This is a genomic window from Allosalinactinospora lopnorensis, from assembly GCF_000981225.1.
Lineage (GTDB): Bacteria > Actinomycetota > Actinomycetes > Streptosporangiales > Streptosporangiaceae > Allosalinactinospora > Allosalinactinospora lopnorensis.
In genome coordinates, this window is the sequence record NZ_LAJC01000006.1 from 14,755 (window position 1) to 31,126 (window position 16,372).

Annotated in this window: 6 protein-coding genes; 4 read left to right on the top strand and 2 right to left on the bottom strand. The window is 68.6% G+C overall.

Features of this window, described 5'->3' with window-relative positions:
• Nucleotides 1-263: 263 nt before the first annotated feature.
• Together VS93_RS03525 and VS93_RS28865 are read right to left on the bottom strand one after the other, a co-directional pair.
• Nucleotides 264-1,007, bottom strand: a complete 744-nt coding sequence (locus tag VS93_RS03525) for a GntR family transcriptional regulator (RefSeq protein ID WP_046468575.1) — start codon at nt 1,005-1,007, stop codon at nt 264-266.
• Nucleotides 1,008-2,240: 1,233 nt separating this feature from the next.
• Nucleotides 2,241-2,456 (bottom strand): hypothetical protein, encoded by a 216-nt coding sequence (locus VS93_RS28865; protein WP_156184658.1) that lies wholly within the window; start codon nt 2,454-2,456, stop codon nt 2,241-2,243.
• 329 nt (nt 2,457-2,785) lie between these two features.
• Here VS93_RS28865 and VS93_RS03535 point away from each other — a divergent pair, with 329 nt between their 5' ends.
• From VS93_RS03535 to VS93_RS29990, 4 genes are all read left to right on the top strand, one after another.
• The gene (locus VS93_RS03535; protein ID WP_046468576.1) at nt 2,786-4,036 is read left to right on the top strand and encodes a styrene monooxygenase/indole monooxygenase family protein; all 1,251 of its coding nucleotides are present in this window, start codon (nt 2,786-2,788) and stop codon (nt 4,034-4,036) included.
• Between the two features lie 745 nt (nt 4,037-4,781).
• Nucleotides 4,782-11,213 (top strand): type I polyketide synthase, encoded by a 6,432-nt coding sequence (locus tag VS93_RS03540; RefSeq protein ID WP_201776547.1) that lies wholly within the window; start codon nt 4,782-4,784, stop codon nt 11,211-11,213.
• 7 nt (nt 11,214-11,220) lie between these two features.
• Nucleotides 11,221-14,412: a type I polyketide synthase gene (locus VS93_RS29985; protein ID WP_338022668.1), complete on the top strand. Its 3,192-nt coding sequence runs from the start codon at nt 11,221-11,223 to the stop codon at nt 14,410-14,412.
• Entirely contained in the window at nt 14,406-16,274 is a 1,869-nt protein-coding gene (locus VS93_RS29990; RefSeq protein ID WP_173434248.1) for a type I polyketide synthase, read from the top strand. Before VS93_RS29985 ends, VS93_RS29990 begins: the two co-directional genes overlap by 7 nt.
• The last annotated feature ends 98 nt before the right edge of the window (nt 16,275-16,372 follow it).

The window sequence follows — 16,372 nt, forward strand, 5'->3', positions numbered from 1 at the left end:
GATGAAATTCGGGTATTCTATAGGGTGATAAGAGCCCGCCATTGGGCGAGTTGAGTTTCCAAACGTCCGTACCCCTCGGTGACGACCATCTGGATCTGGCGTTGTGAACGCCGGTGGCGGAGGCCAGTGTGGTAAAGCGGAGGAAGGGAACGGGCGCCGGATCGGCCAGTGCTACCGCCCCCAGCGCTGGCCGATTTGGTATTTGCCCGGCCGGTCAAGCGGTGTACTGCCGGGGTTGAATATGCGCGGTTATCAGCGGATCCCTAGCCGCGCGGAGCGGTTCTCCTCCGCCGGCGCAGCGGCACCGCCGGCGCTTCGTTCTTCGGCTCGGCCTTGAGCTGCTCCAGATAGGACAGCCGGGTCCGCTCCGTGTGCTCGCGCATGATCCGAGAGGCGGCCTCGCTGTCGCCCTTCTCGATCGCGTTGACCAGCTGCCGGTGCTCCTGCCAGGCTTGCTCGCCCCGCTGTCGGGCGATGGGCGTGTAGTACCAGCGCACCCGGCGGTCGACCTGCGTCACGAAGTCGAGTAGCACCTTGTTGTCGGACAGTTGGGTCACATACCGGTGCAATTCTGCGTTGGCGGCGACCATTCCGTCGATGTCGTCGGAGGCGACCGCGGCCTCGCCCTGGTCGCAGAGCTCGCGCAGCCGCGCGACCCCGTCAGCGTCCGCCGACTGGGCGGCGAGCCGGGCCGACTCACCCTCCAGGACGCAACGTACGGCCAGGAGCTGGTCGACCTCCTGCTCGGTCGGTGCGTGCACGAACGCGCCGTAGCCGGGGCGCAGATCCACCCAGCCGTCCGAGTTCAGTAGTTGCAGCGCCTCGCGGACCGGCTGCCGCGACACGCCAAGCGTCTCGGCCAGCTCGCTCTCGACCAGGTGCTGCCCGGGCGCCAGGTTGCCCGAGATGATCAGCTCTTGCATGGCCTCGTAGACGCGCTCTCGGAGCGGGGCCGGTCGATCGATCCGGCGTCCCAGCACATCCTGGGCCAACTCGGTCGACTGCATGTGGACTCCAAAGCTCGGGGGCGCTGTCTCCGCTGCTGACTATCAGCGATTAGCGCCTATCAACAGTCATCGTCGACTGCCTACAGCATACAACAACCAACATGTCATCCCCGTGATCATCTCCGTGTGAGTCCGGTCACCGTCGCATTGCATTCGGAACCTCTTCTGTGACTTCCGTATGATGGAGACACGCTCTTTCTTTCCTCAATTCGCCGCTATCGCATAACAGCGAAGAGGGTATCCGAAATAGGCCGGCGACTGCCGGATTCCGGGTCGTTCTGTGTTATTCGACGTTCCCATCGGCGCGAGGTGACTATCCCGTTCGTGCGGGACGCGCTGCCGATACCGGTCGCATTCCTTAGCCTCGCGAATTCCGGCGGTCTGCGCAAATGCCTCCGCCCGCGACCGTGGGGGACGGCAGGTGCCCACCGCGGCGAGAAGCACCGCCGACCTGCTGCAAGAGCGCCTCGAACGGGATGGTGGAGTCGAGGGCGCGCGATGGGTGCGGGAAAAGCTCGGGACACGCGGTGCCGGCGCCGCGTGGTGGTCCGGGGAGGGCCGAGCGCAGCCGTGAATTGCGTCCGGGGCCCGACAAGTGCCGGACTGAGCAGACGGGGGAGTCCCGGACGCCGAAACCGTCGACGGGCGGTGCTCGGTTTCCAGGGGCCCCGCACCATGGCCGGCCTGCCGACGCCCGCGAACCGGCGAGGCGTCCGGTAACACACGCGGCCCGGTGATGGCATTCCCGAGTTGCGCGCACGACACCCGGACATGCTGTGGACCGAGCCGGCCACTGAGGACGCCCTTGACAGGCCCGAGGGGGCGCGGTTCCGCCGAAGCGGGCGCCCGCGTACGGCTCTCTTCCGGTCCGGCGCCGACCTCCACGCGGAGTGCGGTGGTGAAGGGCATGTGCCCGTTGCCTCAGAGCGCCGGAATCCTCAAGAACAGGGCCGCACATACCATCTTCCGCTGGTACAGTAACCCGGTCAGATCGTTGTTTTGGAAGGTCGCACGGGTTCATGGCCCGAGACACGGCAGGTCAGAATCCCGGACCCACGACCGACCAGTTACTCGGTCACATTGAGGCGGACACGCCTGCCCGGCGTAGCAGCAGTTGCCACTCCGAGGTCGCGTGGTTGAAGGTTCGGCGGGTAGGGATTGCCATGGCGTATTTCCTTCTGCCCATGACATTGCCTGGGCTATCCGGCGTATGGCGCGGATGCCGACAGCAGGTCAGCGCTGTCGACCACAATCGTCGTCACAGAGGTTTGGCGTTGGCAGGATCGTACTGGTCAGCACGGTCTTTGAAATCCCGCCGGTGATGACCGAGACCTTCGTGACGGAGGCGAGCGTGGAACACGGCGAGACGTCGGACACGCCGTTCGAGAAGACCGCCATCGCCATGGAGTTCAGTGGCATTCCCCCTGACCAGGAACTGATCTCCTCCATGTTCGTTACTCCCGGGCAGCCGAGGTGCCGAGCTGATAACTTCGAGGCCGTCGACTATTTTGCGACGAATCGGCGGATTCCCCCCATCGTGGCGTTGAACAGACCCGGCGGTTTTCTCGGCCACTCCGTCGAGCAGGTACGCGAAGCTCTGGAGGTCGACTCGAAGGTGCGGATCGCTGGTTTCGACGCCCAGACGAGAAGTCACGCGGCGGTGTACTCACCACGCTGCTGCGCCACCCGGCGGAGCGTCCGAAGAACACCGAGCTCGTTGGCTGACGCCTCGAGGCTGGCGCCAGTCCCCCTGTAACCTGGCAGAAAGCAAATTTCTGATGCGTAAAATCCTCATTGTCGGCGCTGGCCAATCAGGCCTGCATCTGGCCCATGGTCTGCTGACCTACGGATACGACGTCACCCTGATCACCAGCCAATCCTCGGCCGAGATCCGCACCGGACGACCGGCGATCACCCAGATCACCTATCCGACCGTCCTGGGCTACGAACGCGAACTCGGCCTCGACTTCTGGAGTGTTCAGGCGCCGAAGATCGACAGGGCGAAGGTCCACGCCTATCCGCCCGGAGGCACCACTCCCATGGCCTTCTCCGGCGGCTTCGACGAGTACGCGATCTCGATCGACCGCCGTGTGAAGATGGCGGACTGGCTCGAGTACTTCGAGGACCGCGGCGGCAAGGTCGTCATCCACGGGGTCACCGTCAGCGACCTCGACTATTTCTCCCGGATGTTCGACCTCGTCATCATCGCCGTGGGGGGCGGCGAACTGGGGGCGCTGTTCGACGTCGACCGCACACGCGGCATCGGCCAGTGCGACCGGGTGCTCGCCCAGGCGCACATCTACAATGTCGCGACCGAACCCGGTGAGAGCGATTCGATCGCGTGGGTGGGGTCGTCCTCCGACGCCTACAGCATCTTCTTCGTGCCGATCCTCACCGCGGAAGGCCCCTGCCACTCGCTGTTCCTCGTGGACAAGCCGGGCGGGCCGATGGACCAGTGGCGCGGCCGGACCAAGCCGGAAGAGCAGTGGGCCCTGATGAAGGAGGCGCTGCAGACCTACATGCCGCAGTTCTACGAGCGATGCGAGGACGCGGAACTGGTCGACGGCAGGAGTCGGCTGATCGAGACGGTCTCCCCGCAGGTGCGCAAGCCGGTGGGCGTCCTGCCCTCGGGCGGGCGCGTCCTGGGAATCGCCGATGTCGTTATCACCTCGGATCCCTTCGCGGGACAGGGCTGGAACAATTCCACCCGGTGCGCCAAGAGCTACCTGGAGAGCATCCTCGAACATGGCAACAAGCCCATCGACGAGGAGTTTCTCTCGGGTATGTTCGCCCGGTTCTGGGAGTACGGACAACACGCCGAGAAATGGGCGAACATCATCTCCTCTTTCGGTGAGGAGCCGCCTCCCCCGCACTTCCAGGAGATCCTCCAAGGTGCCTTGACCTACTCGGAGATCGCCGACCGCTGGATCCAGGCCTGGGACTACCCGCCGGACTACCAGGAGTGGCTCTACGACCCCGAGCTCGCCCGGAAATACCTGGCCGAGGTCAAGGCCGCCCACGAGTCCTGAAGGCGCGGTGCGGTAGCGAGAAGTTCTGCGGCCCGGTTGCTCTCACGGAGAGCAACCGGGCCGTGTCTGTGTAGGCGGTGTGCAGGCAGTTCAGTAAACCTGAACATCAGAACTGTCCGGTATTGACGTATGCCCGAATCACGGAGTAGTTCACCGCTGCTGATCCCGCTACGAGTATGCCCCAGTGGGGCTCTGCCCCCATGCGCGCGCCGGAGCGCCCGCCGCGACCACGCGTCTGCGGATTCCGGTGCAGGTCAGCCGGTCTCTGGGCAGTGCAGCGCGCGTCGCGGTGGTTTCCCGGGAAACCAACAGCGCTTCTTTGCGTTTTCTCAGAACTCGACAATATTTGTCAGGTTGTAGGGCATAACTGCATGCCCGAAACAAAAGTGTCCATTGCCCAGGTATGGGGACGAGAGTTACGCTCGCGAAGACACTTACCCTATGAGGACTATATCGCGTCTTGTGTGACATAAGCCATAAATCATCGACTGTGTCATCCGGGCAACACGGCATTTTCGATCACCCCCCGAGTAACGCTTCGACGCAAGAACGGAAACGTGTCACGCCACCTCATTCTGATTAGACATACCCGTCTCGGCTGCATTGCGGCCATGATGCATACCAGCGAGTCCCTGGTTGTCGGATTAATCGGAGCGGAAACGGATGCAGGGTCCAAGGGAGAAGCACTGCGGCGCCGTGAGCAAATGGAATGAGGGAAATAATGCCTAGTGAGCATTTTTCCAAAATGTCCGGAGTGGGGGTCGAAGCGGCCGACGCCGTCGCGGTAATCGGATTATCCTGCCGCCTTCCGAAAGCAGCTGACCCCGACGCTTTCTGGAAACTCCTGCGTGACGGGACAAGCGCCGTCACGGAGGTTCCCCATGGCAGGTGGGACACGGGCTCAAGCACCGGGCCAGGCGTTTTTGCGGGCGGTTTGCTCAACGACGCCGACCGCTTCGACGCGGACTTTTTCGGCATTTCACCGGGAGAAGCCGCCGCCATGGGCCCCCAGCAGCGGCTCATGCTCGAATTGAGCTGGGAGGTACTGGAGAACGCGCGCATCGTCGCGGCCGACCTCCGCGGGACGCGGACCGGCGTGTTCATCGGAGCCGTCGCAGACGACTACGCGGCCCTCCGCCAGGAGTATGGGGCTGAAGCCATCGCCCCGCACAACCTGACGAAGCTGAACCGCGGTTCCATCGCCAACCGGGTCTCCGCCACCCTCGGCCTGCAAGGGCCCGGCCTCACTGTGGATTCGGGGCAGTCCTCCTCACTCGTCGCTGTGCACATGGCATGCGAAAGCCTGCGGCGCGGCGAGTGCACGACAGCCATCGCCGGCGGAGTGAGCCTGAACATCACCGCCGAGTCGACGATGCGGGCGGTGAAGTTCGGCGCACTCGCCCCGGACGGACGCTGCTCCACCCTCGATTCCCGTGCCAACGGCTATGTCCGCGGTGAAGGCGGCGGGGCGGTGGCGCTGAAACCCCTGCCGCAGGCGCTGGCAGACGGCGACCGGGTCATATGCGTGATCCGGGGCGGCGCGGTGAACAACGACGGTATCTCCGAAGAGCGGACCGCGCCTGATCGGCGAGGTCAGGAGGACGTCCTTCGGCGGGCCTGCGAACAGGCCGGGATCGCCCCTGCCGACCTCGCCTACGTCGAACTCCACGGCGCCGGGACAAGAGACGGCGATCCCGCCGAAGCCGCCGCTTTGGGTGCCGTACTGGGACGAGGCCGTCCCGCGGATTCGCCGTTGCCGGTCGGATCGGCCCAGACCAACGTGGGACACCTGGAAGGGGCCGCGGGGATCGCGGGACTGCTCAAGACGGCCCTGAGCATCGCGCACCGAGAGCTTCCCCCGAGCTCCGGTTCCGCGGTCCTCGATCCGCGGATTCCGCCGCCGGAACCAGGTCTGCGGATACAGCGCGATCTAGGCTCCTGGCCCGAAACCGGGCGTCCGCTGCTCGCCGGGGTCGCGTCCTTCGGCATGGGGGGCGGGACCAACTGTCATCTCGTGCTGGCCGAGTCGCCGGCTGCCGAGCGCGCAGGCGCGCGGCCGGGCGACCGCGCAGGTATGTCCGCCCCGGCAACGCGGTCCCCGCTGGTGCTACCCGTCTCGGCCCGAACCGGGAACGCACTGCGTGCACAGGCCGCACGGCTCCACGATGCCGTTGAGAACGATCCGGGAATCCGTGCGGTGGACGTCGGACTCTCCTTGGCCACCACCCGTTCGCTCTTCGACGAGCGTGCCGCCGTCCTCGCCGACGACCGCGCCGGCCTGCTCCAGGGCCTGACCGCACTGTCCCGGGGCGCCGCTGCGCCCAACGTACTCCGCGGCAGTGCGCGCGCCGCGGGCGCGGTCGTGTTCGTCTTCCCCGGCCAGGAGTCGCAGTGGACAGGTATGGCCACCGAACTCCTCGACTCCTCCCCAGTGTTCCGCCAGGAGATGGCGGCGTGCGCCGACGCCCTCGCCCCGCACATCGGCTGGTCGCTGAACGACGTCGTGCGAGGGGTCCCAGAGGCTCCTCCGGTGGAAAACCCGGACATCGCCCATCCCGTGCTGTGGGCGACCATGGTGTCGCTGGCGGCGGTGTGGCGCTCGCTTGGTGTCGAACCGGCGGCCGTGACCGGCTGCGCGGGGGGCGAGATCGCGGCGGCCTACGTGGCCGGCGCCCTGTCGCGCGAGGATGCCGCCGCAGTCGTCGCGGTGTACGGACGGGCGGTCGCCTCAGCGGCGGACAGGGGTGCGATGGCCTCCGTGCGCCTTCCCGCCGAACGGGTGAACCGGCACGCCGCGCTCCGCGGCGGCCGCCTGCATCTCGCGGCCGTCAACGGTCCCATGTCCTGCGTTGTCGCCGGCGAACCGGGTGCCCTGGAAGAGCTGGTCGCCGAATACCGAGCCGAGGGAATCGACGCACACAGAACCGACGCGGACCACGCGGCCCATACTCCCGAGATGGAGGCCGTACGGGAGTGGTTCCTCGGCGAGCTCGGCGACGTCACCCCCGCGGCGCCGGCCACCCCCCTCTACTCGACGGTCACCGGCGCACGCCTCGACAGCGCCGCGCGTATGGACGCCGAGTACTGGTACGGCAATCTCAGCAGCACCGTGCGGTTCGAGCAGGTCACACGTGCCCTCATCGACGACGGCCACGGAATTTTCGTCGAGGTCGGCCCGAGCCCTGTTCTCACCGATGGGATCATCGAAACTCTCGACGCCGCCGGCGGTACAGGTGCCGCGGTGGGATCGCCGTGCCGTGGCGAATGCGGCTGGGCGCGGCTACTGCGTTCGGCCGCGCAGGCGCACGTCCACGGGGCCGCGCTCGACTGGGGGGCGGTCTATGCAGGCCACGAAGCCGACTTGGTCGATCTGCCGACCTACGCCTTCCAGCGCAAGCGCCACCGGCTGCCCCCTCCCGGCAGCGCGGGCGATGCGGGCTCCCTTGGTTTGGCACCCGCCGGGCATCCGCTTCTGGGCGCCGCCGTCGAACTGGCCGGGGACAACAGCACCCTGTTGACCGGCCGGCTGTCGATACGGACGCATCCCTGGCTCGCGGACCATGCCGTATCCGGCGCTGTTCTGTTTCCCGGAACAGGGTTCGTCGAGTTGGCCACCTGGGCCGGTGCTCAGGTCGGCTGCGACCGGCTGGACGAGTTGGTCCTGGAGGCCCCACTGGCCCTGCCGGAGCAGGAGGGTGTGCAACTGCAGGTCATCATGGGCGCTGAGGAGGAGTCCGGTCAGCGGTCCGTGACCGTGTACTCTCGCCCGGCCGATCAGGAGGGCGAGCCGTGGCTGCGGAATGCCACCGGTGTGCTGAGCAGTACGAAGCAGGAACCGACGCCGGGCATCGGCGCCTGGCCGCCCACCGGGGCGGTACCGGTCGACGTGGACGGCGTCTATGCGGAACTCGCCGAGCGCGGTTACTCCTACGGCCCCGCCTTCCGCGGACTGCGGGCCGCGTGGCGGCGCGGTACCGACCTCTTCGCTGAGGTGACCCTGGCCGAGGAGGTCCGGGCCGACGCCGCAGCGTTCGGCGCGCATCCGGCGCTGATCGACACCGCGCTGCACGTGCTGTCGGCGGGTCCGTCCGCCGCCGACACCGGGATCCGGTTGCCGTTCTCCTGGGCCGGGGTGTCCCTCCACGCGGTGGGTGCGTCAACTGTGCGTGTGCGGTTGTCCCCGGCCGGTCCCGACGGTGTGGCACTGATGGTGACCGATACCGCGGACACCCCGGTGATGTCGGTCGACAGATTGGTGATGCAACCCGAAGCATCCCAGCGGTCGCGCGCCGGCCACGGTTCCGCGATCGAGGACTCACTGTTCGAACCGGACTGGGTCCAGGTGCCCGTACCGCCCGAGGCGAGGACGGATCGGTGGGCCGCGGTGGGCGCCGTCGGCGTTGCGGTGGGAGCGGCGAACACCTACCCGGATCTGGTGTCACTGGACACGGCGATCGATGCGGGAGCACCTGTCCCCGATGCGGTGCTCGCCGCGTGCCCGTCCGATCCCGCCGCCGATGGCGCGGCGGCCGCGCACGCGGCCGCGCACCGCGGACTGGCCCTGGTCAAGGAGTGGTTGTCCGATGACCGCTTCGCCTCCTCGCGGCTGATCGTGGTGACTCGGGGGGCGGTGTCGGCATCGGACGGGGAGGAGGTGACCGACCCGGCGCAGACGCTGGTGTGGGGACTGGTTCGCTCGGCCCAGGCGGAGCACCCCGGCCGGTTCGTCCTGCTCGACATCGACGGTGCGGAGGAGTCCCACCGTGTGCTGCGGGCGGTGCTGGCCTCGGAAGAGCAGCAGTTGGCGCTGCGGCACGGTATCCCCTACGCCCCGCGCGTGGCCCGGGTCGCCGCGGACGGGGTCCTGCTGCCTCCGCCGGACTGCTCGGCCTGGCGACTGGACGTCACGAGCGGGGGGACTCTGGAGAACCTGGCACTGCTGCCCTGCCCGGAGGCGACCGCCCCTCTCGCGCCCGGCCAGGTGCGGATCGCGGTGCGCGCGGCCGGCGTGAACTTCCGGGACATCGTCGTCGCGCTCGGCATGGTCGCCACCGAGGACACCATGGGCAGTGAGGGCGCGGGCGTGGTCGTCGAGGTCGGGCCGCAGGTCAGCGATCTGGCCCCCGGGGACCAGGTGATGGGGCTGTTCTCCCGCGCGTTCGGTCCTCTCGCGGTCGCCGATCGCCGCACGATCGCGCGGATCCCGGCAGGGTGGTCGTTCGCGCAGGCGGCGTCGCTGCCGATCGTTGCGCTGACCGCCTATCAGGGCCTGGTGGACGTGGCCGGGCTGCGGCCGGGCGAAACGGTGCTGGTACACGCGGCCGCCGGCGGTGTGGGGATGACCGCGGTCCGACTGGCCCGGTACCTGGGCGCGGAGGTCTTCGCGACCGCCCATCCCGCGAAGTGGGACTCGCTGCGGGCCTTGGGACTGGACGACGACCACATCGCCTCCTCCCGGTCCCTGGACTTCGAGAAGCGGTTCCTGCACGCCACCGGCGGCCGGGGGATGGACGTGGTGTTGAACTCGCTGTCCGGGCGGTTCGTGGACGCCTCGCTGCGTCTGCTGGCCCGGGGCGGCCGGTTCGCCGAGATGGGCAAGACCGACATTCGCGAACCCAGTGAAGTGGCCGCCACGTACCCCGGTAGGAGCTACGAGGCGTTCAACCTCCCCAGCGTCCACCCGGAGCGTGTCGAGGAGATGCTGGCCGAGGTGCTCGGACTGGTCGAGCGCGGCGACCTGCCGCTGCCGCCGCTGCGTACGTGGAGCGTCCACAACGCGCCGGAGGCACTCCGGTTTCTCAGCCGGGCCCGCCACGTCGGCAAGATCGTCCTGACCCTGCCGCCGCCACTCGACCCCGACGGCACCGTGCTGATCACCGGCGGGACCGGAACGCTGGGTGGTCTGGTCGCCCGGCACCTCGTGACCGAACACGGCGTCCGGCATCTGCTCCTGGCCGGCCGGCGCGGCCACGATGCTCCCGGCGCGGCCGAGCTGGCGGACGAACTGCTCCGGTTGGGCGCCCAAGTGTCGGTGCAGGCGTGCGATGCCGCCGACCGCGACGCACTCGCCGAGCTCATGGCCTCAGTTCCCGAAGGGCGCCCACTGACGGCGGTCGTGCACGCCGCGGGGGTCCTCGACGACGCCCCGCTCCTCTCGTTGACCGCAGAGCAGGTCGACCGGGTCCTGCGCCCGAAGGTGGACGCGGCGTTGAACCTGCACGAGCTCACCGAGCAGCGGAACCTGTCGGCGTTCGTCCTGTTCTCTTCGGCAGCGGGCATCGTGGGCGGGGCAGGGCAAGGCAATTACGCGGCGGCCAACGCCTTCCTGGACGCGCTGGCCCACAACCGCCACGCACACGGTCTGGCCGCTGTATCGCTGGCCTGGGGGCTGTGGGAACCGTCCAGCGGCATGATCAGCCATCTCGATGATGCCGATCTGGCCCGAATGCGGCGCGGCGGCTTCGCACCCATGCCCGCCGAACACGGCCTGGCCCTGCTGGACACCGCTCTGGTACTCGGCCGCCCGTTCCTGGTCCCGGCGCGGCTGGACGCGGCGGCCCTGAGTGCGGACCCCGGTCCGCAGCCCTCCGTGCTGCGCGACCTCCTTCCCAGCCGGCACACATCGGCCACCGGAGCCGACGACGACCGACCGGACCTGGCCCAACGACTCGGTGACATGCCCGAAACCGACCGCGATCGTTTCTTGCTGGACCTGGTCCGCGGCCATGTCGCTCGCGTCCTGGGCCATGGCGACCCCGAAAGCGTCCAGCCCGGCCGCTCCTTCGTCGAGAACGGATGCGACTCACTCACTGCCGTCGAACTGCGCAACCGCATTGGCGCGGCCACCGGTCTACGGCTCCCCGCCACACTGCTCTTCGACCACCCGACACCGACCGCGCTCGCCGCGCGACTGCGGGACGATCTCCTGCCCGGCCCGCCGGCGAGCACCGAGCCCGCCCGCGACGAGGAGGAGCTCCGCAGAACCGTGGACTCCATCCCACTGGACCGGCTCCGGGAGGCGGGCCTGCTGGATGCGCTTCTGGAACTCGCCGACAACTCCTCGGACGAGAAGGGACGTGCGCAACCACCGGACGAAGACGAATCCATCGACGAGATGGAGGTCGAGGACCTGCTGAAGCTCGCCTTGCACAACGACGACGCCGACAGCGGAGACTGAGATGACGATGGACCACGAACGACTCGTCACGGCGCTGCGCTCGTCTCTGAAGGAGACCGAACGCCTGCGCAAGCAGAATGAGCAACTTATCGAAGCGTCGCCGGAGCCGATTGCTGTTGTGGGGATGGGGTGTCGTTTTCCGGGGGGTGTTGGTTCTCCTGAGGGTTTGTGGGAGTTGTTGTGTGCGGAGGTGGATGCGGTTTCGGGGTTTCCTGCTGATCGGGGGTGGGATCTGGCGGGGTTGTTCGATGCTGATCCTGATGTGGGGGGCAGGAGTTATGCGCGTGAGGGGGGGTTTCTTTATGGGGCGGGGGAGTTTGATGCGGGTTTTTTTGGTGTGGGTCCGCGTGAGGCTGTGGCGATGGATCCGCAGCAGCGGTTGTTGTTGGAGACGTCGTGGGAGGCGGTTGAGCGTGGTGGTATTGATCCGGTTTCGTTGTCCGGTTCCCAGACGGGGGTGTTCGTCGGGGTGATCTCCCAGGACTACGGACCACGGATGCACCAGACGCGGGACGACCACGGCGGTTACCTGCTGACGGGCAACGCCGCCAGCGTCGCCGCCGGGCGGGTGTCCTACACCCTGGGGCTGGAAGGACCCGCGGTCAGTGTCGACACCGCGTGTTCGTCCTCGCTGACGGCCGTACACCAGGCATGCCGGGTACTGCAGCGGCAGGAGTGCACTCTGGCGTTGGCGGGCGGTGTGACCGTGATGTCGAGCCCGGGGCTGTTCCTCGAGTTCTCGCGGCAACAGGGGCTGTCACCGGATGGCCGGTGCCGGTCCTTCTCGGCGGACGCGCAGGGCACGGGCTTCTCAGAGGGCGCGGGCGTCCTGCTGCTGGAGCGGCTCTCCGACGCCCGCCGCAACGGCCACCCGATCCTGGCGGTGATCCGTGGCAGTGCGGTCAACCATGACGGCGCGTCGAACGGATTGACCGCTCCGAACGGTTCCTCGCAGCAGCGTGTGATCCGCCAGGCGCTGGCCGATGCCCGGATCGGCCCCGAGGATGTCGATGCGGTGGAGGCGCATGGCACCGGCACCACCCTTGGTGACCCGATCGAGGCCCAGGCGATCCTGGAGACCTACGGGCGGGATCGCCCCGCCGACCGGCCGCTGCGGCTCGGCTCGCTCAAGTCCAACATCGGACACACGCAGGCCGCCGCCGGGGTGGGCGGGATCATCAAGATGGTGCTGGCCCTGCGCAATGGCGTCTTACCGCGGAGCCTGCACATCGGCCGGCCCTCACCCCATATCGACTGGTCCTCCGGTGCGGTCGAGCTGCTGTCCGAGGCGGCGCCGTGGCCCGAGACCGGCCTGCCGCGCCGGGCGGCGGTCTCCTCATTCGGCATCAGTGGCACCAACGTCCACATGATCGTCGAGAGCGCGCCGCCCGAAGAGGAGGCGCAGGACGGCGATGGGGCGGCCCCCGGTCGCATCGGCACCCCGCCCCAGCACGAGACGGACGACGATACCCCGGAGCGGAGCGGCGGATCCGTGCCCGCAGTGCCGTGGGCGTTCTCGGGCCGTACCCAGCAGGCGCTGCGAGCCCAGGCCCTGGGGCTGCGGGAGCATGTCCGGAATCGTCCCGATCTGGACACGACCGACATCGGGTACTCGCTAGCGACCACACGTTCGCGCTTCGAACACCGTGCGGTGGTGGTCGCCCGCGATCGCGAGGAGTACCTCCTCGCCCTGGAAGCGCTGGCCAGGGGCGAATCCGCGCCCAGTGCCGTCCAAGGCCCCGGTACGCAGCCGGGCAGGACCGCCTTCCTGTTCACTGGTCAGGGCAGCCAGCGTCCGGGGATGGGCCGGGAACTCTACGCGGCCTTCCCCGTCTTCGCCGGCGCCCTCGACGAGATCTGCGCGCTTTTCGAGCCCGATCTGGACCGCCCACTGCGTGAGGTCATGTTCGCTCCGGCGGGCACACCAGACGCGGACCTGCTCGATCAGACCGCCTTCGCTCAGCCCGCGCTGTTCGCGCTGGAGGTCGCGCTCTACCGGCTGCTGGAGCAGCACGACCTGGCTCCCGACGTCCTGCTCGGGCATTCCATCGGTGAGATCGCGGCCGCTCACGTCGCCGGTGTACTGACACTGCCCGACGCCTGCACCATGGTCGCAGCCCGGGGCCGGCTCATGCAGGAGCTGCCGCCCGGCGGTGCGATGATCGCCGTGCAGGCGCCCGAAGACAAGGTCCAGGCGTCCCTGGAGGGGCGCGGCGACCATGCCGCGGTCGCCGCTGTCAATGATCCCGCATCGACCGTGATCTCCGGTGACGCGGATGCCGTTGCGGAGATCGCCCGCGAATGGGAGGCGCGGGGAAACCGGACCAAACGCCTTCGGGTCAGCCACGCCTTCCACTCGCCGCGCATGGCCCCGATGCTCGACGACTTCCACCGCGTCTGCGGGAAGCTCTCCTTCCAGGCCCCCCGTATCCCCGTCATATCCGACCTCACCGGTCAGCCTCTCACCGCGGAGGAAGCGACGGATCCCCAGTACTGGGTCCGGCACGTTCGGCACACCGTTCGCTTCAGCGACGGAATAACCGGCCTCCACGCCCAGGGGGTCAGCACCTTCGTGGAACTCGGCCCTGCCGCCGTCCTCACCCCGATGGTCGATGACTGCCTCGCCGAGCAGGCCGAGACCGCGCCGGGCCGACCGGAGGGAGCGGACGGCGCCGCTGCGCTCATCCCCGTCCTGCATCGTGACCGCTCAGAGTCCAGCTCCCTGATCGACGCGCTGGCGCGGGCCTTCGTCCACGGCGTCCCGGTCGACTGGACCCCCCTGTTCCGCGCGGCCCGCACCGTGGACCTGCCGACCTACCCGTTCCAACGCCGGCGCTACTGGCTGGTACCGGCGGAACCGTCCCCGGAACCGGCGCTGAGCGGGCGGGACGCCGCGGAGCAGCGGTTCTGGGAGGCCGTCGACCGCCGGGATCTCGATGCGCTGATGGCCGCCACGCAGATCAGCGGCCATCGCGAGGACCTGCGCCCGGCCCTGGAGACGGCGCTCGGGGCGCTGTCCGATTGGCATCGGCGATCTGACGAGCGGTCGCAGGTGGCCGACTGGGGGTACGCCATGGAGTGGAAGCCCGGACGGCAGGCGCCCCCTGCCCTCGAACAACCGCTGTCCGGCACATGGTGCTCGTGGTTCCGCGTGAACACGCCGGACACCCGTGGGTGGCGGGATGCGCCGCGGTGCTGACCAGGCACGGCGCCCGTGTTAAAGAGATCACGCTGGGCGACGTCGACGATGATGCGCTCGCCGGGCAGGTGTACGACGCGCTCCGCAGCGCTTCGGCGGGTGGCCACGCGGCCACCGGGGTGCTGTCGCTGCTGGCGTTGGCGGAGAGCCCGCACCCCGAGCGCCCGTCGACACCGCGCGGTCTCGCCTTGACGCTGGCCCTGGTCCAGGCCCTCGACGAGGCCGAGGTCGAGGCACCGTTGTGGTGCGCCACCTGTGCCGCGATGCGGGTGACCGATTCCGATCGAGGATCCGGCACGGCGCAGGCACAGGTGTGGGGCTTGGGGCAGGTCATCGCCGTAGAGCACCCTGAGCGGTGGGGCGGGCTGGTCGACCTTCCCGACACCCCCGATCGACGGACGCGGAGGCTGCTGGGAGGCGTGCTCGCGAACGCGGCCGGCGAAGACCAGGTGGCCGTACGGCCGTCAGGGGTGTTCCACCGCCGCATCGCCCGAGCCGCGCAGGCGATGAACGGCACGCCGTGGCAGCCAGAGGGGGCCGTGCTGATCACCGGCGCGACCGAACCCCTGGGTGCGCATACCGCACGCCGGCTGGCACGCGACGGCGCCAGAAACCTCGTACTGGTCGTTCCCCGGGGAGCCGAGGCCGAGGGGGCGCGCACGCTCGCCGCCGATGTGGCCGGCCTGGGCGCCGCTGTCACCTTCCTCGACTGCGACCCTGCCGACCGGAATGCGCTGGCACGGGCGCTCGGCACGCTTTCCGGCAGCGTTGACCAGCCACTGACAGGCGTGGTGCACGCCGCTGGGACGAGTGACGACGGCGACCTCTCCCCACTCACACTCGAACGCCTCGACCGGCTGATGCGGGCGAGGGTGGGCGGTGCGCTCAACCTCCACGAACTCACCGAGCACCTGGACCTGTCGGCGTTCGTGCTGTTCTCCTCCATGGCGGGAGTCTTCGGAGCCGAAGGCCAGGGGGGTCAGGCCGCGGCCTACGCGGCCCTGGACGCGCTCGCCCAGCACCGCAGGGCCCGGGGAATGGCGGCGACCTCGGTCGCGTGGGGACCGTGGAGCGAGGAGGACACCGCTGAGGACGACCCGGCGAGGGCGAAGCTGCTGCACCGATCAGGGCTGACCCCGATGCCGCCGGATCCGGCGCTCACGGCGCTGCTGCAGGCCGCGGGTCAGAGGCAGGCCTTCCTGACCATGGCCGATGTGGACTGGGAGCGGTTCGCCGTCGCCTGGACCGCGGTACGGCGCTGTCGGCTGCTCGACGATCTTCCCGAGGTTCAGGACATCCTCGCGCCGGTCCCGGCGCAGTCCAATGACCCCGCGTCCGCCGCGTCGGACCTGCGGCAGACCCTGACCGGCCTGTCCGAAGCCGAGCGGGAGCACGTACTGCTGGACCTGGTCCGGACGAACACCGCGGCGGTACTGGACCACTCCGACCTGAGCGCGGTCGCCGCCGGCCGCGGGTTCATGGAAATGGGAGTGGAATCACTGTCCGCGGTCGAACTCCGCCATCGGTTGGAAGTCGCCACCGGCCTGCGGCTGCCGACCACTGTGGTCTTCGACCACCCCACCCCGTTCGCGCTCGCCGGCTACCTCACGACCCAGATCACCGACATCGAAGCGGAATCCTCATCCGCACGTGCACTGGCAGAACTCGACGAGCTGCACGCCGCCCTCTCCGACCCCGCCATGAGCGATGCCGCCCGGAACAGAGTGGTGGAGCGTATGCGCAAGGTCCTGGCCGAATTCGACGATCCCGCGACCCACCATTACAAGACGGCCGACGACCTCACGCACGCCACGGACGACCAGCTTCTCGACTACATCGATGAGGAGTTCGGGATCTCCTGAGCTCCGTCGCACTGCTCGCACTTCCGCAAGGGCCGAACCCGTGTGTCCTCAGCCGCCCGGAGGCAGGTGCCAGGCAACGACATCCCGCAGCAGAACGG